A 24,079-nucleotide genomic window follows, 5' to 3' on the forward strand; every position below is an offset into this window, starting at 1 on the left:
GTGTATAAAAATGCTGTGCATAATTAAATTATACAAAATAATACTACTCGCATCAATCTTTTTTTTGGCGTGTACAAGCGGAAAAATAAAAAATTATACAGTTCCGTCAGAATTTGAAAAGCAGGAATACATTTGGCTTAGTTGGGTTGAATCCGGATTTCTTGGTGGCGAACCATTTTACACTACTATCGTTCAGGCCATAAAGGAAATTCACCCATACGTAAAAGTGAAAATATTGTATGGCCCCCAGCTTCAGTATGATTCGGCTCAATTGCACAAAAAAATTATTGACGCACTGGTGAAAGAAAAAATTGATACTGGCAACGTTGAACTGTTTTATAATGAAAAAGCATTTGGCGCCATACAAGACCCTGGGCCGGTATTTCTTCGTAATCAGAATGGTGAACTGGCTATTGCCGACTTTAAATACAATCACCCAGACAAACGTTCACAACAAATTGACCAGAATGTTGCAAAGCAAATGAGCCTGCCTATGATTTCTTCCTCAATGGTTTCAGAAGGCGGTGCCTGGCAAACGAATGGTAATGGAACGATGATACTGGTAGAGTCAGTAGAACTTGACAGAAATAAAAAGATGAACAAAAAGCAGATTGAGGATGAATACAAAAAAGTACTAGGTGTAACAAAAATCATCTGGCTAAGAAATGGTTTAAAGGAAGAGGAATGGGGAAAAATGGAAAACGGCATTTATGGTATCGGCACCGGCGGACATATAGATGAATTCTGCCGCTTTGTGAATGATACAACCATATTACTTGCTGCTATTGATGTAAAAGATACTGTTGGCAATATTGTTTCAAAAGAATCTTTCGAAAGAATGGAGCATAATTTTTCCATTTTGAATCACAGCAAAACGGCTGATGGTAAATCATTACGTATTATTCGATTGCCTGCGGGCCCACTTTTGACAAAGAAATTATTGTATGGCAAACTTTCTAATGACGAAAAATCATGGTTTGACGATCTGAGCAGCGATAGTGTGGAGTTTTATCTTGCTACAGGTTATATGAATTTTGTTATTGCCAATGAAGTAGTCGTTACTGCCAGGTTCTGGAAACAAGGATTACCATACGAAATAAGACAAAGGGATGAAAAGGCAAGAGAGATTTTGGAGAAAGCATTCCAGGGGAGAATGATCGTGCAAATTGATTGTATGCCTCTGCATCATGATGGTGCGGGTTTGCATTGCCATTCAAGAAATCAGCCAGTAAAAAAATAAATTCAAATTTCTGACGAAATATGCAACTAAATCAAAGCAAATCAAATTGGTTTTTATTCTGGATTTATTTGACAGCCATCGCCGCTCTTGCTTTAAGAACCATACATTATGCCGGCACTTCTTCCATGTGGTATGATGAGCTTACCTGTGCCTTAAATGTTACAGAAAAATCGTACTACCAATTGTTTACGCAACCTTTAGATTTTAACCAGGTAGCATCCATTGGCTTTTTACTCATTACTAAATTTTTTGTATTCATTTTTGGTGAGCATGATTTTGCGTTTCGTTTATGGCCCTGGCTTTGTACGGTTGCTTCAGTTTATTTCTTCTACCAAACAGCACGGGTGTTTTTAAAAGATACGGCACTCTTAGCGGCTTTTATACTTTTTGCATTTTCCACTTCGGGCTGGTTTTATGCAGGGCAGGCCAAGCAATATGCCGGTGATATAGCTGCCAGTTTGTTTTTAGTTTGGGCAGTAATACAATTCTACAGCTATAAAATTAGCCTGTTTAAAACATTACTTTTAAGTGTCGGCGGGTTTGTGTACATCAGTGCCTCTATGCCGGCTGTGGCATTGGCAGGAATTTTACTTTGCTTTTTGCTTACGCAGTTTTTTTTCAAAACAAATCAAAATTCGTTCAGGTCATTTTTTATCCTTGGTTTTATATGGGCAATTGCCTGTGCATGGGTAACGTATCATGCAAAATTTGTTTTAAACACTGCGTCTGTTGATGCCATGAGTGCTTACTGGAGCCGTGGTTTTATTCCTTTAACAGGGCTGAACGATGCATTGCTTTGGCTCATTAAAAACATCCGTGATGAACTCGGGTATTTTATTTATTTCTTTTTAGGTGATTTATGGCCTGCGATGACCCTATTCGCAACTGTACTTTTTGTTTTGGCAGTAGCAGGCATCATAAAGCTATTTGCAACCGTGAAAGCAAAAACATTTATCCTGCTTTCTCCATTTTTTTTAGCGATAGTCTTATCACTGCTTCGCATTTTACCCTATGATACAAGAGTGGCTTTGTATGCAAGCTGGCCTTTATTAATAGCCGCCGCTTACGGAGCAGAATGGCTGAGCAGTATGACGCTCAGGAAAATTCATCCTTCCATTGCAAAAGCATTTATTCTCTTCATTGCCTTACCGATGCCTGTCATACATTTAATTGAACCGAATGAACGGCCACCCTTTCATTGTCAGCCGGCACAACCCGTTTTAAAAGAATTAAAAAAACAATTGCAACCCGGCGATATTGTTTATGTGTATTACAAAGCAAGACATGCCATGAAAATGTATGGCCATAAAGAAGGTATTACCAATTATAAACTCAGTGGCAGTTATGAAAAACCGGCACAATACTTCCATCAACTGGATTCCTTAAAAGGAAACAAACGGGTTTGGTTTTTCTTTTCCCACTGGACGCCTAAACACAAATATCCTGACAGTATTCAGCATTACCTGGCAAATGAAATTGGCAAAGAGATACAGGTGATAAAAGACCCTTATGGTGCTTATCTTGAAAAAGAATGTGCCTGCACCGCTACCTTGTATGATTTAACGCAACCGGTAAAAAAATAAACAGGCTATGATTGCAAAACAAAAACTTCCCTGGCTGTTATTCTGGCTTATCATCATAGGTTTATCGTTATACTTCTACGTAATGACATTTTATTCCTACAGTATCGGTGAGATTCCTGCTAATTTCAAATATAGTTTCTGGGAAAGTAAAATCTGGTTTATCGGTCACATTGCCGGTGCAAGTGCTTCTTTGCTATTAGGTCCTATGCAGTTTTGGAAAGGTTTCCGTAACAAATACTTAAGCTATCACCGGCTGGCAGGAAAAATATTTATCATCGGTTCGTTGATTGCCGCTGTTTGCGCCTTTCGTTTAAACCTGATGTATGAATGTAAGCCCTGCCGTTATTCATTGGGCATATTGAGTGTTATCTGGCTGTTCACAACTGCTGCCGCCTGGTGGGCTGTTAAAAACAAAAACATAAAAACACACAGGCAAATGATGGTAAGAAGTTATACCGCAGCACTTGCATTTGTTTTCATAAGAGTATTTTCATTGTTGGGTTATCAAAATGTTTTTCCGTTTCTGGATTCGACATTGGAACAAAGAACAACAGCCGAATGGTTATGCTGGGTACTTCCGTTTATAGCAATAGAGTTTTATATGACATGGTGGCCATCTTTGGCAATAAAAATATCAATACTGAAAAAATAAGTTATGATTCAATCTCCCTCTTCTTTTTCCAAAGAACGTATCCGTATCATTGATTCGCTCCGTGGCTTTGCTATTTTCGGCATCCTGTTCATCAACCTTCCCTATATGGCATTAAGTGATGTGGTGAGCGACCCATCATTGCTGAATGAAACAGGCATTAACCGTCAACTATGGCTCACTTCGTACTGGATTTTTTATGGTACGCAAAGAGCCATGTTCAGTTTATTGTTTGGTGCAAGTGTTTTACTCTTCATCAACAACAAACAAAATAGTGAAGAAGGGATAAGTGTGGCTGATTTATTTCTGAGAAGACAAATGTGGCTGATAGTTTTTGGACTTATTAATGTTTACATCTTATTATGGGATGGCGACATCATCTTTGACTATGGTTGTTATGGATTAATCCTGTATGTTTTCAGGAATTTGCCTCCCAAAAAATTATTCATCGCATCCGCTATTTGTGCCCTGTTCATGATAGCAAGAGAAAACAGGGATTTTTTTATTGATAAATCCATCATCAATCGTGGCGAATTAATTGCTAAGATTGATACAACTGTTACTAAACTCACCATCAAACAAAAAGAGCAACTGGCAGCGATGGAAGAACTTAAATCATCTTCCACCCGTGAAAGCTGTGTAAAGGATGTTGAAAAAGCAAACCGGATGATGACAGGCTCATTTGAAGATGTATTTAAATACAGAACGGATACTTATATCTCCGGCTTTGTGCATTACACCGTATTCGCTATTTGGGATGTGCTGCTGTTTATGTTTGCCGGTATGGCTTTTTTAAAACTGGACATTCTTACGTGCAAAGCATCTGTAAAATTATATGCAGCGATGGCAGTAATTGGTTTAAGCATCGGTCTCGGAATTAATTGGTACCGGCTGGATATTTTACAAAAAGCCGATTTCAATTACTATGATTTTATAAAACAAATGCCCTTCAATGTGTATGAAACGGGAAGAATATTCCGTTCACTCGGATTGTTTGGATTACTCATGCTTTTGTACAAATCCAATCTCTTTCATTGGTTATTCAATATGATGAAGCCGGTTGGACAAATGGCATTCACCAATTATCTCAGCCAGTCTCTTATTGGCGCCATCATTTTTTACGGCTTTGGATTTGCCTGGTATGGGAAACTGCAGCGTTATGAAGTGTTTTTAGCAGGAATTGTTTTAATGATATTTCAAATTATTTTCAGTCACATCTGGTTGCGTTATTACACAATGGGGCCGCTGGAATGGATTTGGCGGCAGTTAACTTATTGGAAGAGATTATCAATCAGAAAAAATAAAGTTTGATATAAATGGCTTTGGGTAATCTGCAGCATGAGAGAATAGAAATATTGGATGTACTCCGTGGTTTTGCTTTAACCGGTGTTTTGCTGGCAAACCTCGAAGGCTTTATCACATTTGCCTTGCCCGATGCAGAAGTGGATGCTATGACAAACACCATGGCAGATAAAATTACAGAGCATTTTCTTCAATTATTTGTAAGTGGTAAGTTTATCAGCATTTTTTCCATACTGTTTGGCTATGGCTTTGGTATTCTCATTGAAAATATTGCTGCAAAAGGAATCAATGTTAACCGTTTTTTCTTACAACGCATGTTCTGGTTATTACTGATAGCGTTACTTCATTTATGTATTTGGCAGGGCGATATATTAAATGTGTATGCAAGCTGCGGAATTTTATTATTGTTCTTTCGAAAACTGTCGCCTAAAAAGATAATTACGCTGGGGTTTCTTTTCTTATTTGCCGGTGGACCATTTGTACAGGGATTAAAACTGTATTTGCTGGAAGCAAATCCACCTGAACGGGATATCATTCTTGCAAACTATATTGAAGCTGTTAAGTGCGGCAATATATTTTCAATTGCTGAAAATAATTATAAAACAATCTGGTATATTTATTTTGAACGCTGGGCACAATTTCGGGATATGTTTGAAACGCTGGGAAGGTTCTTAATTGGTTATTGGTTCGTAAAAACAAATCTGCTTGCAGACATTTCATCAAAAAAACATCTCTTTAAAAAAGTTTGGTTGTTTACACTGACAGTAACAACCATGTACCTGGCAGAGCAGTCGTACACAGGAATTATGGGAAATAAATTCACTTCAAACAGTGGTAAGCTTTTTGAATACAGTTTCACACGTATGGGCATTTTAGCAATGGCTTTGTTTTATTGCTGCTCTGTGATATTATTATTTATGAAAACTAAAAGCCGGTTCTTCCACTACTTTGAATATGTGGGCAAGATGTCTCTTACCAACTATCTTACCCACTCATTTTTTTATTTGTTGCTATTTTATGATTGCGGTTTTGGATTGCTGGGAAAAGTTCATTTGTACAGGATTATGCCGATAGGGATAATGATTTTCATCGTTCAGGCATTCTTGAGTATGTACTGGATGCAAAAATTTAATTATGGCCCTGCCGAATGGATTTGGCGGCAGTTAACATATTGGAAACGTTTACCAATTAAAAAATCATGATTCATGAGACTATGTATCGTACTGCTTGCATTTGCTTATCAAAATGCATTTACACAAACCAACCCAGGTCTTGCAAACTATCTAGATAGTTTATTTAAACCGTATAACAGCTTTTCTTCACCCGGAATAGCAATTACAGTATTGCAAAACGGGAAACCGGTTGCAAAGAAAACCTATGGCATGGCGGTAATCGAACATAAAATCCCGTTCACGCATCAATCCGCATTACGATTTGAATATTCCCATACAAGAGAGTTTATGGCTGTGGCCTTGGCCGTTATGGAAAGTGAGGGATTGCTCAGCTTCAATGATAAAGTCCGCAAATATTTTCCTCAACTTCCGGGGTGGAGTGAACCGGTTACGATTCGTGACTTACTCAATCACAGCAGTGGTTTTGATGATGAATGGGGAACATTATTACTAACACAGGCGGCTATGAGCAACCGTCTTGATAAAGAACAGTTTCTTAACTTATTGTATAACCAGCCTGCACCGCAGTTTGAGCCGGGCAAAGGATATATGTACTGCAATTCAGATTTTGGTTTACTGCGGTTGATTATGGAAAAAGCATCAGGCAAAAATCTTGCTGCTTACATGAAGGAAAAAATATTCAGTCCCTTGCAGATGAATGCATCGCTGATGAATGATGATTTACGTTCAATCATTCCCGGATTAGTCAATCACTATGAGGGACAGAATTCTTATCGCCGGTATGATAAAATAAAAGTATCACCCGCTTCCAATTATCGAATTGTGAGTACGGCTGATGATTTGGAGAAATGGACGATTGCCTGCAATGATAAAAATTCCTTTGTGGCAAAAGCATTTGAACGCCTGTTAAAAGATGCAAGGCCCATTCCTGTGATAAAGGAAAAACATTATGCATTCGGTATTGAGATGAAAGAACGAAACAGTCATACAATTATCCAGCACAATGGCGTGAATGAAATTACTTATATCCGCAGTATTCCATCACTGAACCTGAATATCATTACAGTTTCCAATAACAATAACCTTCAGGAAAAAGCAGGAGCAATTATTGATTACTTCCTGCCGTCTGCAAATTATGAAACAAAAGGTTTCGATGCAGTGTATTCAAAACCTGCCATTCAATTGAATACTGATAAACTAAACAGCTACGCCGGCAGGTATTGGGTTACAGATGCCGGTACTTACAGCAGTCACCTGAAACATATTCGCTATTATGACATGAAGGCAGAAGAAGGCAAACTGAATTTTTACTTTACAACAACAGATTTTATTCCGCTTGTTCCCACTGGAGATAACTTATTTAAAGATCCTGACTATCCGAATTATTTCCGATTTATTCAAACCCATCCGGACTCCACTATGAAATTAGAAGCTGTAAGTCCCGGTTTTAAAGAAACAATGGAGAAGCAAAAGTTAAATCCGACCGGCTTAACTGCTGATTATCTTAAACAATTGACAGGTTTGTATTACAGCAAGCATTTGAATTATTATTTTACCATTCAACTGAATGAACAAAATGATCTTGTAATAAAACGGCCAACAATTTCAGATAAACTGTTAATTCCTTATTCAAAAAATCAATTTATCTTTTACATGGAAAGCGGCATGGGCGAAGGATGGAATGTGCTCACCGGTTTTACATTTAACCAAAAGGGAGAAGTAACAGGTTTTAACCTACAGCATATACGCATGATGCATCACCGGTTTGAAAAAATAAAATAAACAACTATGGCAAAGTACAAAACGCTTCATCTTTGGATGCTCGTCCCTATGGCTTTTATGCAATTTGGAATTTTCAGAGATTACTGGGGTGATTTCAGGGAAAATGCATGGTCAGTCCACGTACATTACTGGACGGGCACAGTTTGGTATCTCTATCTCATCATTCAACCCTATTATGCCACGCATGGGCAACTTTCAAAACACCGTACCAATGGCATCATCGGAATGTTTTTAGCAGGAGCTGTTTGCATTACTGCACTGAGTATGATGTACCGTGATATTGCTAACGCAGAAGCATCTGCAACGATGCGGGAACGGTTTGGCCCTTTTGAACCCTGGTTCTTTATGGGTGTGGCAGCCATAGAAATTCCCATGATGCTGGCTTTTGGATTTGCAGTGATTCAAAGTATCATTCACAGAAAGAATTTGGAAAATCATGCCTGGTGGCTGATTTCAACGGTATTTATGATTATGATGCCGGCGCTGGGAAGGGGCATACAAAATGTGCATGTAGGAATGCAGTCTGCACAATGGCCCAATGTGGAAATCATGCCTTCACTTTATTTTGCTAATGGAATTATCATTGCCTTACTGCTTGCAGGTGCATGGAAATATGGAAAACTGAAACACACCGCCACATGGTTAGCTGTAGCAGTAAATATTTTAAACTTATTTTTAGAGCCCCTCGGAAAATCTGAAATTGTACAAACAGTTCTGAAAACAATCATTAAAGGATAAGGTGAGAACTTTCAATGCACAGCTACCTGTTCGTCAGAAGAAGGCTTTATTATATTGTTGATTGCAAGGGAGTCTATAGGAAACATACTCTTATTTATTGCAGTGCTGGTAATTGTTCCTGCAGGTAAAGTTGTTCGTTTACACAATGATAACAGTACGTATAAGTTCCGTTTGTAATTACTAAATACGCAACGGGAACAGAAATATTGTACCGTAACACCTGTTGCAAAACTTCTTCTGTCAATTCTACTTCCATGGCTTTACATTCAATCATCATCCATGGTTGATGATTTTTATCGTACACAAGAATATCAAACCGTTTTTTTAACTCGCCCAGATTGATTTCCTTCTCAACACCAATTAAAGCGGAAGGATAATTTTTTGTTTGAACCAGGTATTGAATAAAATTCTGCCGCACCCATTCTTCCGGCGAGAGCCGTACCCATTGTTTACGTATGTCATCAAAAATCAACTCCTTGCCTGCTTCCTCTTTTATTTTAAAATCAGGCTTGGGAAAATCTACTTTCACCATGCTTCAAAGTAAATGATTATTTTAGCAGAATTCAAAAAGATGAAGTATGAAGACGAAAGAAGAAATTGTACGCAACTGGCTGCCCCGTTATACAGGTATGCCGCTTACTGATTTTGGCAAGTATATTTTATTAACCAACTTCAGCAACTATGTGAAATTGTTTGCAGAATGGAATAATGTTCCGGTCTTTGGTGAAGACCGTCCCATGCAGTGCGCCACGGCTGATGGCATCACCATTATCAACTTTGGTATGGGCAGCGCTACTGCTGCTACTGTAATGGATTTGCTCAGTGCCATCCGTCCCAAAGGTGTTTTGTTTTTAGGAAAGTGCGGCGGATTGAAACGCAAAAACAAAATCGGCGATTTAATTCTTCCCATCGCTGCTATACGTGGTGAAGGTACCAGCCGTGATTATTTTCCGCCTGAAGTGCCGGCACTTCCTTCCTTTGCATTGCAAAAAGCAGTTTCAACATCCATCCGTGATTTTGATTGTGATTACTGGACCGGTACCTGTTATACAACTAACAGAAGAGTGTGGGAACATGATGAAGATTTTAAAGACTATCTTGAAAAAATCCGTGTGATGGCGATTGATATGGAAACAGCAACCATCTTTACCGTGGGTTTTTACAATCATATTCCTACCGGCGCTTTGTTATTAGTGAGTGACAACCCCATGACGCCTGAAGGTGTTAAAACAGAAGAAAGTGATAAGCAGGTAACTACCAATTTTGTAGAGCGGCACATCAAGATCGGCATTGAATCGCTCAAGCAACTAATTAATAACGGACATACGGTGAAACATCTGAAGTTTGAAGAGTAATGGATGAACTGCTTCAAATAAACAACCTCAGCATAGCATTTCAATCAGATGAAGGATTGCAAAAAGCAGTTCATACTATTTCATTCTCCATCAGTAAAAATGAAGTAGTAGCAGTGGTGGGCGAAAGCGGCTCCGGTAAATCCATCACTTCGCTTTCAGTACTTGGTCTGTTACCATCACCACCCGCCCTTTATCCAAACGGTGAAATTTTGTTTCAGCAAAAGAACGGCGCCGTACTTGATTTACTCAAAGCCACACCGCAGCAAATGCAAACCATCCGTGGCAATGAAATAGCCATGATCTTCCAGGAGCCGATGACTTCTCTCAACCCGGTTTTTAAATGTGGCGAGCAGGTGATGGAAGCCATTCAACTACACCAGAAAATTTCTAAAGCAGAGGCCCAAAAAAAAACCATTGAACTGTTTGAAAAAGTAAAACTGCCCAACCCATCCTCCATCATCCACCGCTATCCGCATGAACTGAGCGGCGGACAAAAACAAAGGGTAATGATAGCCATGGCTATGAGTTGCAATCCTTCTTTGTTAATTGCTGATGAACCTACCACCGCATTGGATGTTACCGTGCAAAAAACCATTCTGCAACTCATGAAAGAATTGCAGCAGGAAAACGGTATGGGCATTTTATTCATCACGCATGATTTGGGAGTTGTACAGGAACTGGCTGATAAAATTGTAGTGCTGTACAAAGGCAGTATTGTGGAGCAGGGAACGGTCAATGAAATTTTCAACAATCCGCAACATGCTTACACCAAAGCATTACTTACCTGTCGCCCCTCTTTGTACACCAAAGAAATGCGGTTGCCGGTGGTGAGTGATTTTCTGGAAGTGGAAAATGGAAAGTGGAAAATGGAAAATTATGAACCCACCAATAACCTCAAGCAGGTAAGTATTAACAGCAATGAAATTGAATTAAACCAGAAACAACAAACTACAAACCATAAACTTCTTTCAGTTCAACATCTCAACGTTTGGTTTCCTGCACAAAAGAAATTGTTTGGCAAAACCACACAATTCATCAAAGCTGTAAACGATGTAAGTTTTGATATTTACAAAGGCGAAACGCTGGGCCTGGTGGGTGAAAGTGGTTGCGGCAAAACAACACTGGGCAGAACCTTATTGCGTTTGATGGAACCTACATCCGGAAAAATTATTCTCAATCATCAAAACATACTGGACACTCCACTCTCTCATTTTAAGCAATACCGTAAGGATTTGCAGATTGTGTTTCAGGATCCCTATTCTTCCCTCAATCCACGCCTCAGCATCGGTAGTGCCATTGCAGAGCCCATGCTGGTGCACCGTGTTGCAGGCAACCAAAAAGAGGTAAAAGAAAAAGTAATTGAGTTGCTGGAAAAAGTAAACCTCAAAGCGGATCATTACAAACGTTACCCGCATGAGTTCAGCGGGGGGCAACGGCAACGACTGGTGATTGCACGTGCACTGGCTTTGAACCCGTCCTTCATCGTTTGGGATGAATCCGTTTCGGCACTGGATGTAAGTGTGCAGGCACAGGTGCTGAACCTGCTTAACGATCTCAAAAAAGAATTTCAGTTCACATCCCTCTTTATTTCCCACGACCTGGCTGTGGTGCAGTACATCAGCGACCGCATTATTGTGATGAACAAAGGGCAGATTGAGGAAATGGGCACTGCTCATGAAATTTATAACGAGCCTAGAAAAGAATACACAAAAGAACTGCTCCGCTCCATTCCCGGCAGAGAAAAAGGAACTGTTCCGGCCCCATTAGTAAGGGAACGATGAAACGAGCGTGGCAAAAACGACCCCTCGTGTGTACAACCGCCGGCCCCACAAAAATTGTATTTTATTTCGTGTCAATTCCACCCATTTGTGGCCGCATCATTCGTGGAAACAACGTGCATTTCTTTTGACCTTTTCCCCTTACCTTTGCACGCATTCAAATAACAGGTGCAAGCCCGGTACCGTAAGACGGGGTTTGAACTTCTCTCCAAGTACCAGCGTTTGTGCTCTGTTATCCTAAAACTTTACAAACGCACATGAAGCTTTCACAATTTACGTTCGACTTACCCCTCAACCTCATCGCTCAAAACCCAACCAAAAAACGTGAAGACAGCCGTTTGATGGTGGTACATCGCAAAACAGGACAGATTGAAAACAAAACCTTTCGTGATGTAATGGATTACTTTGACGACAAGGATGCATTTGTAGTAAACAATACAAAAGTGTTTCCTGCACGCATGTACGGTCGCAAAGAAAAAACAGGCGCCAAGATTGAAGTGTTTCTGCTTCGTGAACTCAACAAACAAAACCGTTTGTGGGATGTGATTGTAGACCCGGCCCGTAAAATCCGTGTGGGTAATAAATTATATTTTGGTGATACAGAAGACCTGGTTGCTGAAGTAATTGACAACACTACCAGCCGTGGCCGTACCATCCGGTTTTTATTTGATGGCACTGATGAAGAATTCCGCACCGTGTTATACAACATGGGTGAAACGCCATTGCCTAAATACATTAAGCGTAAGCCGGATGAAGAAGACCGTGAGCGTTATCAAACCGTGTTTGCCAAACATGAAGGTGCGGTGGCTGCCCCTACGGCAGGTATGCACTTTTCTCCTGAGTTGATCAAGCGTTTGGAAATTAAAGGTATCCGCTTTGCAGAAGTGACTTTACATACCGGTCTTGGTACGTTCCGCCCCATTGAAGTGGAAGATCTGAGCAAGCATAAAATGGATGCTGAATATTACAAGATTGATGAGTTTGCCTGCAAAACGGTGAACAAAGCAAAAGAAGGTGGTCATCGTATCTGCAGTGTGGGTACTACCACTATGCGTGCGTTGGAAACAAGTTTTACAGCACAACAATTATTAAAGCCCAGTGAAGGATGGACTAATATTTTTATTCATCCTCCTTATAGTTTTAATATTGCTGATGCACTCATTACCAACTTCCACTTGCCTAAAACAAGTCTGTTAATCATGACCTGTGCTTTTGCCGGTTATGATTTAACCATGGAAGCGTATAAAAAAGCCATTAAAGACAAGTATCGTTTCTTCAGTTATGGAGATGCGATGCTGGTAATATAACAGTTCATCCCTCTCCTGCCGAGAGGGATTTTTTTGGTAACCAACTGAAGTGCTGCTATGATGCGTATTTGCGTCGCACACTTTTACGTTCAGTTCTTTATTCATCTAACCTCATCCTCCAACTCCTTCTCCAAAGGCAGAAGGAGCGGTGCTATGAGCAGTATAGGCCACTTAACTATCAATTCGTCGTAGTGGTATTGATGCCCGGCAAAGTACAGATGATGTGTTAGTACATTATTCAACTAAAACAAAATGCCCGGCCTCCCTCGCCTTTGGAGAGGGAACGAGGGTGAGGTTTAATTTTATGCAAAGTAAAACAGCTAAAGAATCATTTATAGTAATGACGGAGTTAGTACTCCCTAACGATACCAATGTATTTGGCAACCTGATGGGTGGCCGCTTGATGTACTGGATGGATATTGCTTCTGCCTTAGCAGCAGGTAAACATTGCAACTCACCTGTGGTAACTGCCAGTGTAGATAATATTTCTTTTGAGAATCCTATTAAGCTGGGAAATGTGGTGCATATAGAAGCAAAAGTTACACGTGCTTTTAACAGCTCCATGGAAGTGCACATGAAAGTGTGGGGTGAAGATACAGTGAGCCAGTACCGTTATAAAAGCAATGAAGCTTATTACACGTTTGTGGCTTTGGATCCTAATCGTAAGCCAAGACCTGTTCCCGGGTTGATTCCTGAAACCGAAGAAGAGCAGAAGTTGTTTGATGGTGCATTACGCCGCCGTCAGATCCGTTTGATCTTGGGTGGCAAGATGAAACCGGATGATGCGGCGGAGCTGAAGGCGTTGTTTGTGAAGGAGTGATTTAGTTTACAATTTTGTATTCAATTTTTGTATCAAAGATCATTTCTTTACCATCTTGGTTTATATATCGAAACGTCACAGGAAGTTTATATTTCCCGGGTTTGCCTTTTGGAACAAAATCATATTCAATCATTCCTTTTTCAGCTTTTGTTAAAGTCTTTCCATCTAACGCTATTGAATAAGGAGTGTTCCAATCAAAATGTCCTATTCCTGCAAAAAGCTTAATCGAATCGCCTGATTGAACTACAGTAGTGTTACAACCCAATACTGGCCCCGGATAATAATGCGGGATATGATATGTAAAAGTAGTTCTAAGGAAATACAATACATGTGAAGTATTGTACCAGATGTTACTCTTTATTGTATTAAGAAAAACCTCTCTTTCTATTAAATTCTCTTTAGTTGTAAGAGTTTTGTATAAATCTGCCTCATTCCTAATTAACGAGTCAGCCTGTTTACCAAGGATTACAAAATCATTTTTAAATAACTTCTCAACTCTCTCATCAGCCTTAAAGACTCTGAATTTGTATTCTCCGATTTTTCTAAACAAAAGATTTGCCTTGTCTTTACTTATCGAATACTTATTGGCAATCATTGAATCAAGAATACTTTCAATTTCTTTTGTTTCGTTATTAATTGCTCTGACCGCAGGTAAGTACTCTTTAACTTTAATGGCAGTAATGGGATCTCTTCCCTTTTCTTCAAAATCAAGGGTTTGATATTGAGCATTTTTCTTGAAATCAGCGGAGGCTTTAATTAATGATTCGTTTAGATCTCTTAAAAAAATCTCATTTGCCTGACAAGAGCTTAGAACATAAATCGCAACAAATAAGCAGTATTTCATGATAAGTAAGCTAATTACTTATATCTAACGATTAAAATATTATCATATTACATACTGCGAAAAAAACATAATCCACAATCATTTTCCCGGCTCGTAATCTTCCGGAAGCATGTTGGCGAGGCGTTCATAAGCCCAGATACCATCAAAGTATACATTCATGGGATAAAGTAAGATGCCTCTGTAATCTACCAGTACCGGACTTTTCTTTAAACGAAGTCCGCTCATAGTACCGCTTTCCGGCTGCCCCGGCAAGGTCATAATACGGGCCATTTGCAATTTGAGTTCGGTGTTACGGCTATATTTTATATACACCTGCTGAGGAAGTAAAAATTCAAAAACCTTATAGGATTCTGCGCCGGCGTCTTTTAAAAGGCTGTCCTCTGCAATTGATTTCATGACAGTGCTTCCAGAAAAACACATGGTTGACACTGTAGCATCTGTGCCATTCGTTTGGACCTGAACCTGGTTTTCCGTTCGTGCTGCAAGACCGGATGCAACTGTTTGAATGGCAAAACCCTGTTTCTGTAATTCTTTTTTAACAAGACTCCTGAAAAAATGCAGAGAGCTGCCCAGGTAAACATTTCGCCTGTTACGAAGCCATTTCTTATTGGCAACATCGTTGTCCATCCAATCTGCATAACGGGTGTATCCAAAAAAATATGAATCAGTAGTACCCGTATTAAAGTAAACTTCTGCGATTGTAAAATAAACAGTATACCCCAGCACCGGGTTTTCTATTTCAAGCGGCTCATCAGCATAAGCCAATACATCGTTCTTAGCCTTGCCCTGTATAAACTGAATAGCTTCCGGATTTTTAATAACACAACGGCCGGCATCATAAGTAAATCCCAGTACATTTTTACGGAATAAATCCATGTACCGTAACCTCGTGGCATTCGTAAGGATTAATACTTCCCGTAATTCTTTCTGCTGTAATTGTAAGGCAATATCAATTTTAAAATCAGCAGTAGTAAGTTTAACCGGAACCACCAGGGTTTTGTAGCCTACAAAAGAAGCTACCACTTCATAGGTACCTGCAGGCAAAGGAGGAAAAGAAAAATAACCACTGTCATCAGCAATGGTGCCACGTGTGCTGTTGTTAATATACACCGTTGCTTTACTGAGTGCAGTTCGTGTGGAGGCATCAACAACCCTGCCTTTGATTGTATAAATTTGAGAAAGTGCCGCTGTAGAAAACAGTAATGAAATAAGAAGCAGGAATCGTTGAAGCGGATTCATTACTTGTCAACGATTGACATTAAATGATGCTTCCCCTTCAACATGTACTTTTTACTTTGCTCAATGGAATCCATCACCTGGTCAAGGATGGTTTCAACAGGTGCGTTGTAGTCTATTTCCAATGGTTCTTTAATGGTAACAGAAAGAAAACTTCCTTTCTTCTTAAACTTTAATCCTTTTTTATTGAACGCACGCCAGAAGCCATTGATAACAATCGGTACTACAATCGGCTGGTTTTGCTTGATGATATAAGCTGTTCCCTTGCGGCCGGGTGCAAAAGGCTTAGTAGTTCCTTGTGGGAATGTAATCACCCAACTGGTATCGAGTGCTCTTGCAATTTTACGGGTGTCAGCGGGGTCCAAACCACGTTGTACTTCTTTACCTTCAGCCCTCCAGGTACGTTTTACCGTGATAGCACCTGCCTTGGCAAACAAACGGGTGAGCCATGTATCTTTCATGGTTTCTGCTGCGGCTACAAAATAAATATTGGTCATGGGGTTGAGCAGGTAGTAAGGAATACCCAAGCCTTTGTACTTACCCCATTTGGCGGCGAAAAAAATATGCAGAAACGTAATTACATCCGCAAAATAAGTCTGATGATTGCTTACAAAAAGAACATTACGTTTCGGAAGTTGTTTGAGATGTTCTGCTCCGTTTACACGCAGGCGATTTACCAGGGCAATACCGGGGTATGTAAAGAAACCCAGCACAAAGTAAATAACACGACGCCCCAGATTCAGGGTTTTAACCCTTTCCGTAAATGTTGACATACAGTGTGGTTTTTTGAAACAGGTGGGCAAGATAACAATTTCGTAACATATGAGTTGTTATTTTTTCACCCTTTTTATCACCCCAAAACTATTAAAAATGAAACAGTTAACCTTATTCTGTGTGGCCATTATTACGTTAAATTATCTGTATGCACAACAACAACCCGTTTGCAATCCTTTTCCTAAAACGATTACAGTTACGGGCACTTCCGAAATGGAAATTATACCGGATGAAATTTATGTGCAGGTGGATTTGAGAGAATACAAAAAAAGGGGTGACGAAAAAGTAGATATTGAAGTGATTAAAACAGAATTTCTTGAAATATGCAAAGAGGTGGGCATTGCAGATTCTCTCATTACTATTGCATCTTACGAAGGTATGAACAGCGCTGACTGGTGGCGCAGAAAAAAGAGAGACCCCAACCTATTTGCAACCATCTCCTATCAAATCAAATTCAGCAGCTCCAAAAAAATGGATGACCTGGTAAGTAAACTCAATGATGAAGCTACTTCCAATTTTAGAATCGTAAAAACATGGCACAGTAAAATGACAGAGTATAGAAAACAATTAAAGATTGCTGCAGTAAAAGCGGCGAAAGAAAAAGGCATTTACTTAACTGAAGCAGTGAATGAAAAACTGGGGCAGGCAATTACAATTAATGAACCCGATGAAGCATCGTTGTATCAAACAGGTTCTCAAAACAAAATGTCAAATACCGCATTAAAAAGTCAGGGTTACGTTGGCGGTAGATTTAATGGAGACGGGCAGGATGCAGGAATTGATTTTAAAAGAATGAGATTACAATTCCAGGTAAGCATAATCTACGCCCTCCAATAAAATCATTTTTGGAAAACTGATTCGCTTGATTCAAGTTTGCGTTTATGAAACTGAAAGCAGTCATTTTTGATATGGACGGTCTGCTCATTGACAGCGAACCTCTATGGCAGGAAGCAGGCAAAGCCACCTTGCTGGAATTTGGTAAGGAATTAACGGCAGAACAATATCATTCCTCTACCGGTTTACGTACAGAAGAATGGATTGAGCATTGGTTTCATCATTTTCAAATTGATATGCAGCATGCACCGGCTGCCGTTACTACCATTATTGATAAAGCAATTGCCCTGATTGACGAACATGCAGAACCGATGCCGGGAGTAGCACATGCCATTAGTTTATGCCGGCAACACAATCTTACGTTGGGGCTGGCTACCTCCTCTCCCCTTTCACTGGTGAGAGTGGTACTGGAAAAGCTCTCGCTTCAAAATACATTCGACGCTATTACATCAGCCGAGCATTTACCATTTGGCAAACCTAACCCGCAGGTGTATATGAATTGTGCAGATGCCTTACAGGTATCCCCTGTTAGTTGTGTGGCGTTTGAAGATTCTTTTAATGGTATGATTGCGGCTAAAGCAGCCCGTATGAAATGTATAGTAGTGCCGGCTGCTGTTGATTATACACATCCTAAATGGAAAGCGGCTGATCACATTCTTGCCTCACTGGAAGATGTAAACAGCCACTTACTGGAACAGCTTTAATAGGTTTTACGGTAGATTTTGGGCAGCGATGCAATAACTGTACCCGGAAAAAGAGGTAAGCAAAAAGAACAGTTTTACTGCAACGAACGGTTTCCATAGACAATAGTTTTATGCACTAAGTAAAGTTTACTACCCGTGCTAAATCGACTGGTTCATTTATTTCAGTACACGTTTTTGGTGATTGGGAAGCATCAACTATTGAAGGAAGTTCAATCCAGAAATCACTGCCCACACCTTCCTTACTCACAAAACGAAGCTGGCCGTTATTAAGTTCGGTGAGATTTTTACAAATCATCAGTCCCAAACCAAAACCTTGTTCGTTTGCGGTGCCTCTTGTAGAGTGATGAAAGGTTTGCAGTAAAGAGGTTTGTATTTCATTACTCATTCCGGTGCCGTTATCTTTTACACCAAGTATTGCTTTGTGATTTTTACGGAATGCATACACTATAATTTCAGAGCCCGGCTTTGAAAACTTGATTGCATTCATACAAAGATTCCGCAGAATGATATTCAGCATTACCGCATCTGCCTGCACATTCAACTGATGCTGTGCTTTATTTTCAATTACGATGTTTTTGGAATAAGTCATTCCGTTTAGTTGTTGAATGGAATCTTCAACCAACTGATGCAGATTCACCTGTTGAGGCACCGCCTTGATTTCTGTCAATTGTGTTTTACTCCAGTTAAGCAGGTTTGTAAGTAAACCCAGCGTATTACTGATTTCTCCCGTCATCTCGGGTAACAAACGCATCACTTCTTCAGTGTCAGATTTTTTTGAGATCATCTGCTGAAACAAACGATCCATCCCGATCAATGGTGCCTGCAGATCATGCGAAACAATGGCGAAGATTCTGTCTTTCGCATTATTAAGGGTACGGAGCTCCCGGTTCTTTTTCAGGACATATTTTTCATAACTCCACACCTGGTATTTTACGGCGTACAGAGTAAAGAACAACATAAACAAAGCACCAATAAAATCTAATATGGTTAATGTACGATCGGCCGAACGGTTAATGGCCAGGTCAAAAATACTTTCGCTGATTAAAAAAAATAACGAGTACCATGCAGCTACATACAAATAACTGAGCAGGATATAAATAAAACGATTGAGAAAAAAGAAAATAAGAACAGGAAGAATAAGCATCATCAACTGTAATGCGTTATCACCGGTAAAATAAGAAGCCGTTACCACCATGGGAGGCAAGAGTAAAAAAGCCAAAAGGATAGCAGTATTCTGTTTCCTGTAATATTGAAGCAGCATAAATAAAACAGATACCGCTACCGGAACTGCATTTACCCATTGAATCATTTTATTATAATGCACAACAGGCGCCGCAGAAATATAAACTAAGCGGATTGCTGTAAAAACAAACATGAAAAGGTAGAGGTAATTAAAAGCAACCGTTCGTTGCTTTTCAGAATGCGACATTTCTTCGTGCAGGCCAATCGAAAATATTTTATTTACAGGAGTCATAAGTCTTTTTAAAAGAAGGTGCCATTTGAGGCACCTTTGTCATCTCTCGCCGTTGGAATTCTAAAGCGGGTAGCAATTTTAAAAATTGCGACTGCAAAGTTAGTTATGCAACTATCCATTGCCTTGTACAAGAGCATCAAAGACTTGTACTATACATTCAATTTCAGGTGATTATAAATAAAGCCTTGTGGAAATGCGATTCCGAAAAAGAGTTCCTTGCTGAAACCCTTACTGCATAAGCCTTTCAGCAGAATATACTTTAATAAGAAGCTTCAAAAGCTGATTTTTGCAATGGTTTGCGGAATCGTTCATGCAAAGCATTTCAGCAAAAAACCAGTCGAAAAAATTCTACAAGCTGATTGGAGTTTAAGTTTGGCTGGGAGTAAATCCAAACTTCTTTTTATATGAGCGGGAAAAATGGCCGGGGTCTTTAAAACCAAGAGTGTAAGCTACTTCCTGTACAGGCACTTGTTTTACAAGTAACATACGGCGTGCTTCTTCTAACCGGTAGTTTTGATAGTATTCATAAATACCCTGGTTATACAGTTTCTTAAACTTTCGTTGCAGGGTGCTGGCGCTCATCGCCACTTCTTTGGCTAGTTGGTCTATATCGGGGGCATCATCACTGTCTAAGCTTTGAATGATAAGTCGTTCTACTTTCTGTAACCGTTCAATATCATCCTGCGGTAATGTAGCGGAGTCAATTACTCTTTGCTCATTAATGATCTGACCCAGGGTCATCAGGAATTGCGAAATAAGATTGGTAATGCCTGCATTCATTTTAATCTGAAATAACGGATCCTTTTTTTCAAGATCCAGCACTTCTGTAAAAAGCAGTTTCAGGTTCTCATCTAAAGGCAAAAACTGTTTATGGGTGAATGTAAATTCAAGATACCTGTTTAATAATGCATTTTCATTGTCTATGCTCAGCAAACCCGCAACCCAGTGAGATGGCAATGAAATGATGATATTGCGTATATATGTTTCTGCAGGAACCATTGCAGCATATTCAGTAAGCGAAGTGCCGAGAAAAGCGAAAGGACTGTTTTCATGTGCATAGGATTTATTATCATCGTTGCTGATGTTGATCCGCATTTTATCATTGCTGTTAAATACGATGATATAGTTGGTTTTGTTTGAAGGCAATCGTCGTATCAGCAATATTTCATTCAGCACATAGTCTGATATGATGGCCTCTGCCCCATCAAATGTTTGTACATAATGCAGATCGCCTTTTCCATTTGCTTCCGGAATAATGATGCTGTTGTGAACCAGCTCTGTATTGAATTTCCTGGCATAGGCCTGCAGCAGGTTCAGGTAAGAATCAGGTGTGTATTCAAAGTAGATCATATTGTAATATAAACAATAATTCCTGTTATTAATTACAGGTAATCACCCCTTATAAGAATGTTTATCAAAAACCGGGAAAATAAGAATACTTACTTAAACGCATTCAATCCCGTTACATCCATACCCGTAATGAGCAAGTGAATATCATGGGTACCTTCATAGGTAATCACACTCTCCAGGTTCATCATGTGGCGCATAATGGGATACTCACCGGTAATACCCATACCGCCCAGCATCTGCCTTGCATCCCTGCAAATATTGGTAGCAATTTCACAACTGTTACGCTTGGCCATGCTCACCTGTTGCGGAGTAGCCCTTCCTTCATTCATCAACACACCAAGGCGCCAGTTGAGCAATTGAGCCTTGGTGATTTCAGTAATCATCTCTGCCAACTTTTTTTGTTGAAGTTGAAACCCTGCAATGGGTTTTCCAAACTGTACACGCTCTTTAGCGTAACGCAAGGCGGTATCATAACAATCCATGGCCGCACCAATTACACCCCATGCAATACCATAGCGTGCCTTGGTTAAACAGCCCAGCGGACCTTTCAATCCTTTTACATTCGGCAGAACATTTTCTTTCGGCACTTTTACATTATCAAATACCAATTCACCTGTGGCACTGGCACGCAAACTCCATTTGCCATGTGTTGTAGGAGTTGAAAAACCTTCCATTCCTCTTTCCACAATTACACCACGCACATCACCCGCTTCATCTTTTGCCCACACCACAGCTACTTGCGAAAAAGGTGCATTGCTGATCCACATTTTTGCACCATTCAAAATCACATGGTCGCCTGCATCTTTGATATTGGTAAGCATACTGCTGGGGTCGCTTCCATGATTGGGTTCCGTTAAACCAAAACATCCGAGCCACTCACCACTTGCCAGCTTGGGTAAATATTTTTTTCGCTGCTCTTCACTTCCATACGCATAAATCGGAAACATGACCAGCGAACCCTGTACACTGGCAGTAGAACGCACACCGCTATCACCACGCTCCAATTCCTGCATCATTAATCCATAGCTGATATAATCTAAACCACCGCCACCATATTCTGTTGGTACGGTCGGACCAAAACATCCCAAATCGCCCAACTGCTTTACAATATGTTCAGGAAACTCTGCACGCTGTGCATACTCTTCAATGATGGGTGAAATTTCTTTCTTTACATAAGAACGCACTGCGTCACGAATCATCTTTTGTTCATCTGTAAGCAATTCATCAACGAGGAAATAATCGGGGCTTTGAAATAAATCTTGTTTAACTGACATATTGGAAGCAATTTTTTGTTATCGGCTTTTTACTACTATAAAACTTCTGTTGCGTCGCACTCTTGTACGTTTTGAATTCTATTCATCCTGAGCGGAGCCGTAGGACCCACCCCTTTCAATCATCTTGAATGTTTGAGTCTCCGCCACCCCTCCGGGGAGGGGATAAACAGGTGACAAATGTACGAATGAGCACCTCAACGATAATAAAAAATTGTACTTTTCAATCAAAATGAAACAAATAGCTTTAACAACCATTCTTCTTCTTGCTTTTGCAAATACTGCCTTTATGCAAACAAAAAAAAATTCATATTTAGCACTCGGCGACAGCTATACTATTGGCGAAAAAGTACCTTTGAAAAAAAACTTTCCCCATCAAACAGTTTCACTTTTAAAGAAAGCAGGCATCGCTATCAACGAACCCACCATCATTGCAAAAACAGGATGGACTACTGATGAATTGCAGGAACAGTTAAGTCGCACACGTTTAGCGGTACCTTTTGATTTTGTTACACTGCTCATTGGTGTCAACAATCAATACCGTGGCAGAAGTGCAGATGAATATGCCAAGCAATTTGAAGAATTATTACAACAAGCGATTAGTTATGCTGGCGGCAATATCAATCATGTAATTGTCCTCAGCATTCCTGACTGGGGTGTTACTCCATTTGCAGAAGGCAGAGACCGAAAACAAATCGCTAAAGAAATTGATGTGTACAACAGCATCAATGAACGCATCAGCAAACAATACAAAGTGCATTATATCAATATCACGCCGTTTACAAGAGAGGCGGTGAACGATAAAGATTTGGTTGCGAAGGATGGACTGCACCCATCAGCCAAAGATTATGCACGCTGGGCAGAAAAGGTGAAGGAGGTGATGATGAAGGAGATGAAATGATGCACACTACCCCGTCAGCGGTTGCAAACCCTGACGGCGGTTGAATCAGAATTAATCTTCTTTACGGGATGAGGGCAAATAACCTTTCATCTCAAATTGATACTGTTCAGCAATCGCTTTTGCTTCTTCAGCAAAATCTTCTTTTTCACTTGCATAAATAATAGCACGGCTGGCGTTTACGAGTAAGCCACATGAATCATTCATAGCCTTTTCCGAAATATCTTTTAAGCTGCCGCCCTGTGCTCCCACGCCGGGCACTAATAGAAAATGTTCGGGAATGATTTCACGGATGTTTACAAACTCTTCCGCTTGTGTAGCGCCAACGACAAACATCAGGTTAGACGGATGGCCCCATTGGGAAACCGTTCTCAACACACGCTCATACAAATACTCAGCACGAAGATGTTCTTCACCATTTGCACTTAAAAGTTGCTTCAATTCAAAATCCTGGGCGCCTTTGTTACTGGTTAATCCCAATACAATGGCCCATTTACCATCATATTCTAAAAAAGGTCGCACACTGTCTTCACCCATGTAAGGCGCCACAGTAATGGCATCAAAATTCATGGTTTCAAAAAATGCTTTGGCATATTGCGAAGAAGTATTACCGATATCGCCCCGCTTGGCATCAGCAATTTTAAAATGGGTGGAAGGAATATAATTCACTGTTTCTTCCATCGCCTCCCAGCCCTTCACTCCAATTGCTTCATAAAAAGCCGTGTTAATTTTATAACTCACACAAAAATCTTTGGTAGCATCAATGATGGCTTTATTGAATTCTACTATGGCGTTTGGATGTGATTGAAGATGATTGGGGATTTTTGAAATATCTGTATCAAGACCTACGCATAGGTAGGATTGTTTTTGATGGATATGATCAACAAGTTGAGTGCGTGTCATTGCTGCGAAAATACAAGATAAAATTTTTCAAACCCACCCCCTTTAAGTTATTACTTATTCTGAGACTCTGCGGCTCTTCCAAGGAGGGGATAAACAACTTCAGA

Annotated in this window: 22 protein-coding genes; 14 read left to right on the forward strand and 8 right to left on the reverse strand. The window is 40.0% G+C overall.

Going from position 1 to position 24,079, the window contains the following annotated elements:
- Nucleotides 1-64 precede the first annotated feature (64 nt).
- The 7 genes from PDL71_RS13475 to PDL71_RS13505 are packed head-to-tail and all read left to right on the forward strand — an operon-like array spanning nt 65 to nt 8,427.
- On the forward strand, nt 65-1,240 hold the full coding sequence (locus PDL71_RS13475) for an agmatine/peptidylarginine deiminase (protein WP_407521919.1): 1,176 nt from the start codon (nt 65-67) through the stop codon (nt 1,238-1,240).
- Nucleotides 1,241-1,260: 20 nt separating this feature from the next.
- Nucleotides 1,261-2,823: a hypothetical protein gene (locus PDL71_RS13480; RefSeq protein WP_407521921.1), complete on the forward strand. Its 1,563-nt coding sequence runs from the start codon at nt 1,261-1,263 to the stop codon at nt 2,821-2,823.
- Nucleotides 2,824-2,830: 7 nt separating this feature from the next.
- A complete protein-coding gene (locus tag PDL71_RS13485) occupies nt 2,831-3,475 on the forward strand; it encodes a DUF2306 domain-containing protein (RefSeq protein ID WP_407521923.1) in 645 nt (214 codons plus the stop codon).
- 3 nt (nt 3,476-3,478) lie between these two features.
- Nucleotides 3,479-4,783, forward strand: a complete 1,305-nt coding sequence (locus PDL71_RS13490; protein WP_407521925.1) for a DUF418 domain-containing protein — start codon at nt 3,479-3,481, stop codon at nt 4,781-4,783.
- 5 nt (nt 4,784-4,788) lie between these two features.
- Entirely contained in the window at nt 4,789-5,976 is a 1,188-nt protein-coding gene (locus PDL71_RS13495) for a DUF418 domain-containing protein (protein ID WP_407521927.1), read from the forward strand.
- 3 nt (nt 5,977-5,979) lie between these two features.
- A complete protein-coding gene (locus PDL71_RS13500; RefSeq protein WP_407521929.1) occupies nt 5,980-7,689 on the forward strand; it encodes a serine hydrolase domain-containing protein in 1,710 nt (569 codons plus the stop codon).
- A gap of 6 nt (nt 7,690-7,695) precedes the next feature.
- Nucleotides 7,696-8,427, forward strand: coding sequence for a hypothetical protein (locus PDL71_RS13505; protein ID WP_407521931.1), 732 nt, complete (start codon nt 7,696-7,698; stop codon nt 8,425-8,427).
- Between the two features lie 94 nt (nt 8,428-8,521).
- Here the strand turns inward: PDL71_RS13505 and PDL71_RS13510 are convergent, their stop codons facing one another.
- A complete protein-coding gene (locus tag PDL71_RS13510) occupies nt 8,522-8,959 on the reverse strand; it encodes a type I restriction enzyme HsdR N-terminal domain-containing protein (RefSeq protein WP_407521933.1) in 438 nt (145 codons plus the stop codon).
- Nucleotides 8,960-9,005: 46 nt separating this feature from the next.
- Between PDL71_RS13510 and PDL71_RS13515 the strand changes: the two genes are divergently transcribed.
- The 4 genes from PDL71_RS13515 to PDL71_RS13530 all read left to right on the forward strand — a co-directional run bounded on the left by PDL71_RS13515 (nt 9,006) and on the right by PDL71_RS13530 (nt 13,687).
- Entirely contained in the window at nt 9,006-9,782 is a 777-nt protein-coding gene (locus PDL71_RS13515; protein ID WP_407521935.1) for an AMP nucleosidase, read from the forward strand.
- On the forward strand, nt 9,782-11,563 hold the full coding sequence (locus tag PDL71_RS13520) for an ABC transporter ATP-binding protein (RefSeq protein WP_407521937.1): 1,782 nt from the start codon (nt 9,782-9,784) through the stop codon (nt 11,561-11,563). Before PDL71_RS13515 ends, PDL71_RS13520 begins: the two co-directional genes overlap by 1 nt.
- Nucleotides 11,564-11,817: 254 nt before the next feature.
- Nucleotides 11,818-12,867 (forward strand): tRNA preQ1(34) S-adenosylmethionine ribosyltransferase-isomerase QueA, encoded by a 1,050-nt coding sequence (queA, locus tag PDL71_RS13525; protein WP_407521939.1) that lies wholly within the window; start codon nt 11,818-11,820, stop codon nt 12,865-12,867.
- A gap of 304 nt (nt 12,868-13,171) precedes the next feature.
- Nucleotides 13,172-13,687, forward strand: a complete 516-nt coding sequence (locus tag PDL71_RS13530; protein WP_407521941.1) for an acyl-CoA thioesterase — start codon at nt 13,172-13,174, stop codon at nt 13,685-13,687.
- Between the two features lies 1 nt (nt 13,688).
- Here the strand turns inward: PDL71_RS13530 and PDL71_RS13535 are convergent, their stop codons facing one another.
- The 3 genes from PDL71_RS13535 to PDL71_RS13545 form a co-directional block, all read right to left on the reverse strand.
- Nucleotides 13,689-14,531 carry a hypothetical protein gene (locus PDL71_RS13535; protein WP_407521943.1) on the reverse strand — a complete coding sequence of 281 codons (843 nt, stop codon included), beginning with the start codon at nt 14,529-14,531 and terminating at the stop codon, nt 13,689-13,691.
- A 78-nt stretch (nt 14,532-14,609) separates the two neighbouring features.
- The gene (locus PDL71_RS13540; protein ID WP_407521945.1) at nt 14,610-15,770 is read right to left on the reverse strand and encodes a carboxypeptidase-like regulatory domain-containing protein; all 1,161 of its coding nucleotides are present in this window, start codon (nt 15,768-15,770) and stop codon (nt 14,610-14,612) included.
- Nucleotides 15,770-16,540, reverse strand: a complete 771-nt coding sequence (locus PDL71_RS13545) for a lysophospholipid acyltransferase family protein (protein ID WP_407521947.1) — start codon at nt 16,538-16,540, stop codon at nt 15,770-15,772. Before PDL71_RS13545 ends, PDL71_RS13540 begins: the two co-directional genes overlap by 1 nt.
- Before the next feature lie 97 nt (nt 16,541-16,637).
- Between PDL71_RS13545 and PDL71_RS13550 the strand changes: the two genes are divergently transcribed.
- Together PDL71_RS13550 and hxpB are read left to right on the forward strand one after the other, a co-directional pair.
- The gene (locus tag PDL71_RS13550; protein WP_407521949.1) at nt 16,638-17,378 is read left to right on the forward strand and encodes an SIMPL domain-containing protein; all 741 of its coding nucleotides are present in this window, start codon (nt 16,638-16,640) and stop codon (nt 17,376-17,378) included.
- Nucleotides 17,379-17,422: 44 nt separating this feature from the next.
- Nucleotides 17,423-18,079 (forward strand): hexitol phosphatase HxpB, encoded by a 657-nt coding sequence (gene hxpB / locus PDL71_RS13555; RefSeq protein ID WP_407521951.1) that lies wholly within the window; start codon nt 17,423-17,425, stop codon nt 18,077-18,079.
- 115 nt (nt 18,080-18,194) lie between these two features.
- On the opposite strand, the gene PDL71_RS13560 is transcribed toward hxpB, so the two are convergent.
- The 3 genes from PDL71_RS13560 to PDL71_RS13570 form a co-directional block, all read right to left on the reverse strand.
- A complete protein-coding gene (locus PDL71_RS13560; RefSeq protein WP_407521953.1) occupies nt 18,195-19,553 on the reverse strand; it encodes a sensor histidine kinase in 1,359 nt (452 codons plus the stop codon).
- Between the two features lie 366 nt (nt 19,554-19,919).
- The gene (locus tag PDL71_RS13565; RefSeq protein WP_407521955.1) at nt 19,920-20,903 is read right to left on the reverse strand and encodes a helix-turn-helix transcriptional regulator; all 984 of its coding nucleotides are present in this window, start codon (nt 20,901-20,903) and stop codon (nt 19,920-19,922) included.
- An 89-nt stretch (nt 20,904-20,992) separates the two neighbouring features.
- Nucleotides 20,993-22,177, reverse strand: coding sequence for an acyl-CoA dehydrogenase family protein (locus tag PDL71_RS13570; RefSeq protein WP_407521957.1), 1,185 nt, complete (start codon nt 22,175-22,177; stop codon nt 20,993-20,995).
- Nucleotides 22,178-22,463: 286 nt separating this feature from the next.
- On the opposite strand from PDL71_RS13570, the gene PDL71_RS13575 reads away from it, so the two are divergent.
- Nucleotides 22,464-23,075 carry an SGNH/GDSL hydrolase family protein gene (locus tag PDL71_RS13575; RefSeq protein WP_407521959.1) on the forward strand — a complete coding sequence of 204 codons (612 nt, stop codon included), beginning with the start codon at nt 22,464-22,466 and terminating at the stop codon, nt 23,073-23,075.
- Between the two features lie 51 nt (nt 23,076-23,126).
- Here the strand turns inward: PDL71_RS13575 and pyrF are convergent, their stop codons facing one another.
- Nucleotides 23,127-23,975 (reverse strand): orotidine-5'-phosphate decarboxylase, encoded by an 849-nt coding sequence (gene pyrF / locus PDL71_RS13580; RefSeq protein WP_407521961.1) that lies wholly within the window; start codon nt 23,973-23,975, stop codon nt 23,127-23,129.
- Between the last annotated feature and the right edge of the window lie 104 nt (nt 23,976-24,079).

The organism is Lacibacter sp. MH-610, assembly GCF_045780045.1.
Classification (GTDB): Bacteria; Bacteroidota; Bacteroidia; order Chitinophagales; family Chitinophagaceae; genus Lacibacter.

Excerpts from the sequence above, each read along its gene's own strand:
- PDL71_RS13485 (WP_407521923.1), top strand. The coding sequence starts at position 2,831 with ATGATTGCAAAACAAAAACTTCCCTGGCTGTTATTCTGGCTTATCATC.
- PDL71_RS13565 (WP_407521955.1), bottom strand. The coding sequence starts at position 20,903 with ATGATCTACTTTGAATACACACCTGATTCTTACCTGAACCTGCTGCAG.
- PDL71_RS13515 (WP_407521935.1), top strand. The coding sequence starts at position 9,006 with ATGAAGACGAAAGAAGAAATTGTACGCAACTGGCTGCCCCGTTATACA.
- PDL71_RS13480 (WP_407521921.1), top strand. The coding sequence starts at position 1,261 with ATGCAACTAAATCAAAGCAAATCAAATTGGTTTTTATTCTGGATTTAT.
- PDL71_RS13540 (WP_407521945.1), bottom strand. The coding sequence starts at position 15,770 with ATGAATCCGCTTCAACGATTCCTGCTTCTTATTTCATTACTGTTTTCT.
- PDL71_RS13505 (WP_407521931.1), top strand. The coding sequence starts at position 7,696 with ATGGCAAAGTACAAAACGCTTCATCTTTGGATGCTCGTCCCTATGGCT.
- queA (WP_407521939.1), top strand. The coding sequence starts at position 11,818 with ATGAAGCTTTCACAATTTACGTTCGACTTACCCCTCAACCTCATCGCT.
- PDL71_RS13545 (WP_407521947.1), bottom strand. The coding sequence starts at position 16,540 with ATGTCAACATTTACGGAAAGGGTTAAAACCCTGAATCTGGGGCGTCGT.
- PDL71_RS13500 (WP_407521929.1), top strand. The coding sequence starts at position 5,980 with ATGAGACTATGTATCGTACTGCTTGCATTTGCTTATCAAAATGCATTT.
- PDL71_RS13490 (WP_407521925.1), top strand. The coding sequence starts at position 3,479 with ATGATTCAATCTCCCTCTTCTTTTTCCAAAGAACGTATCCGTATCATT.
- PDL71_RS13495 (WP_407521927.1), top strand. The coding sequence starts at position 4,789 with ATGGCTTTGGGTAATCTGCAGCATGAGAGAATAGAAATATTGGATGTA.
- PDL71_RS13570 (WP_407521957.1), bottom strand. The coding sequence starts at position 22,177 with ATGTCAGTTAAACAAGATTTATTTCAAAGCCCCGATTATTTCCTCGTT.
- PDL71_RS13510 (WP_407521933.1), bottom strand. The coding sequence starts at position 8,959 with ATGGTGAAAGTAGATTTTCCCAAGCCTGATTTTAAAATAAAAGAGGAA.
- PDL71_RS13530 (WP_407521941.1), top strand. The coding sequence starts at position 13,172 with ATGCAAAGTAAAACAGCTAAAGAATCATTTATAGTAATGACGGAGTTA.
- PDL71_RS13560 (WP_407521953.1), bottom strand. The coding sequence starts at position 19,553 with ATGACTCCTGTAAATAAAATATTTTCGATTGGCCTGCACGAAGAAATG.
- PDL71_RS13520 (WP_407521937.1), top strand. The coding sequence starts at position 9,782 with ATGGATGAACTGCTTCAAATAAACAACCTCAGCATAGCATTTCAATCA.
- PDL71_RS13550 (WP_407521949.1), top strand. The coding sequence starts at position 16,638 with ATGAAACAGTTAACCTTATTCTGTGTGGCCATTATTACGTTAAATTAT.
- PDL71_RS13575 (WP_407521959.1), top strand. The coding sequence starts at position 22,464 with ATGCAAACAAAAAAAAATTCATATTTAGCACTCGGCGACAGCTATACT.
- PDL71_RS13535 (WP_407521943.1), bottom strand. The coding sequence starts at position 14,531 with ATGAAATACTGCTTATTTGTTGCGATTTATGTTCTAAGCTCTTGTCAG.
- hxpB (WP_407521951.1), top strand. The coding sequence starts at position 17,423 with ATGAAACTGAAAGCAGTCATTTTTGATATGGACGGTCTGCTCATTGAC.
- pyrF (WP_407521961.1), bottom strand. The coding sequence starts at position 23,975 with ATGACACGCACTCAACTTGTTGATCATATCCATCAAAAACAATCCTAC.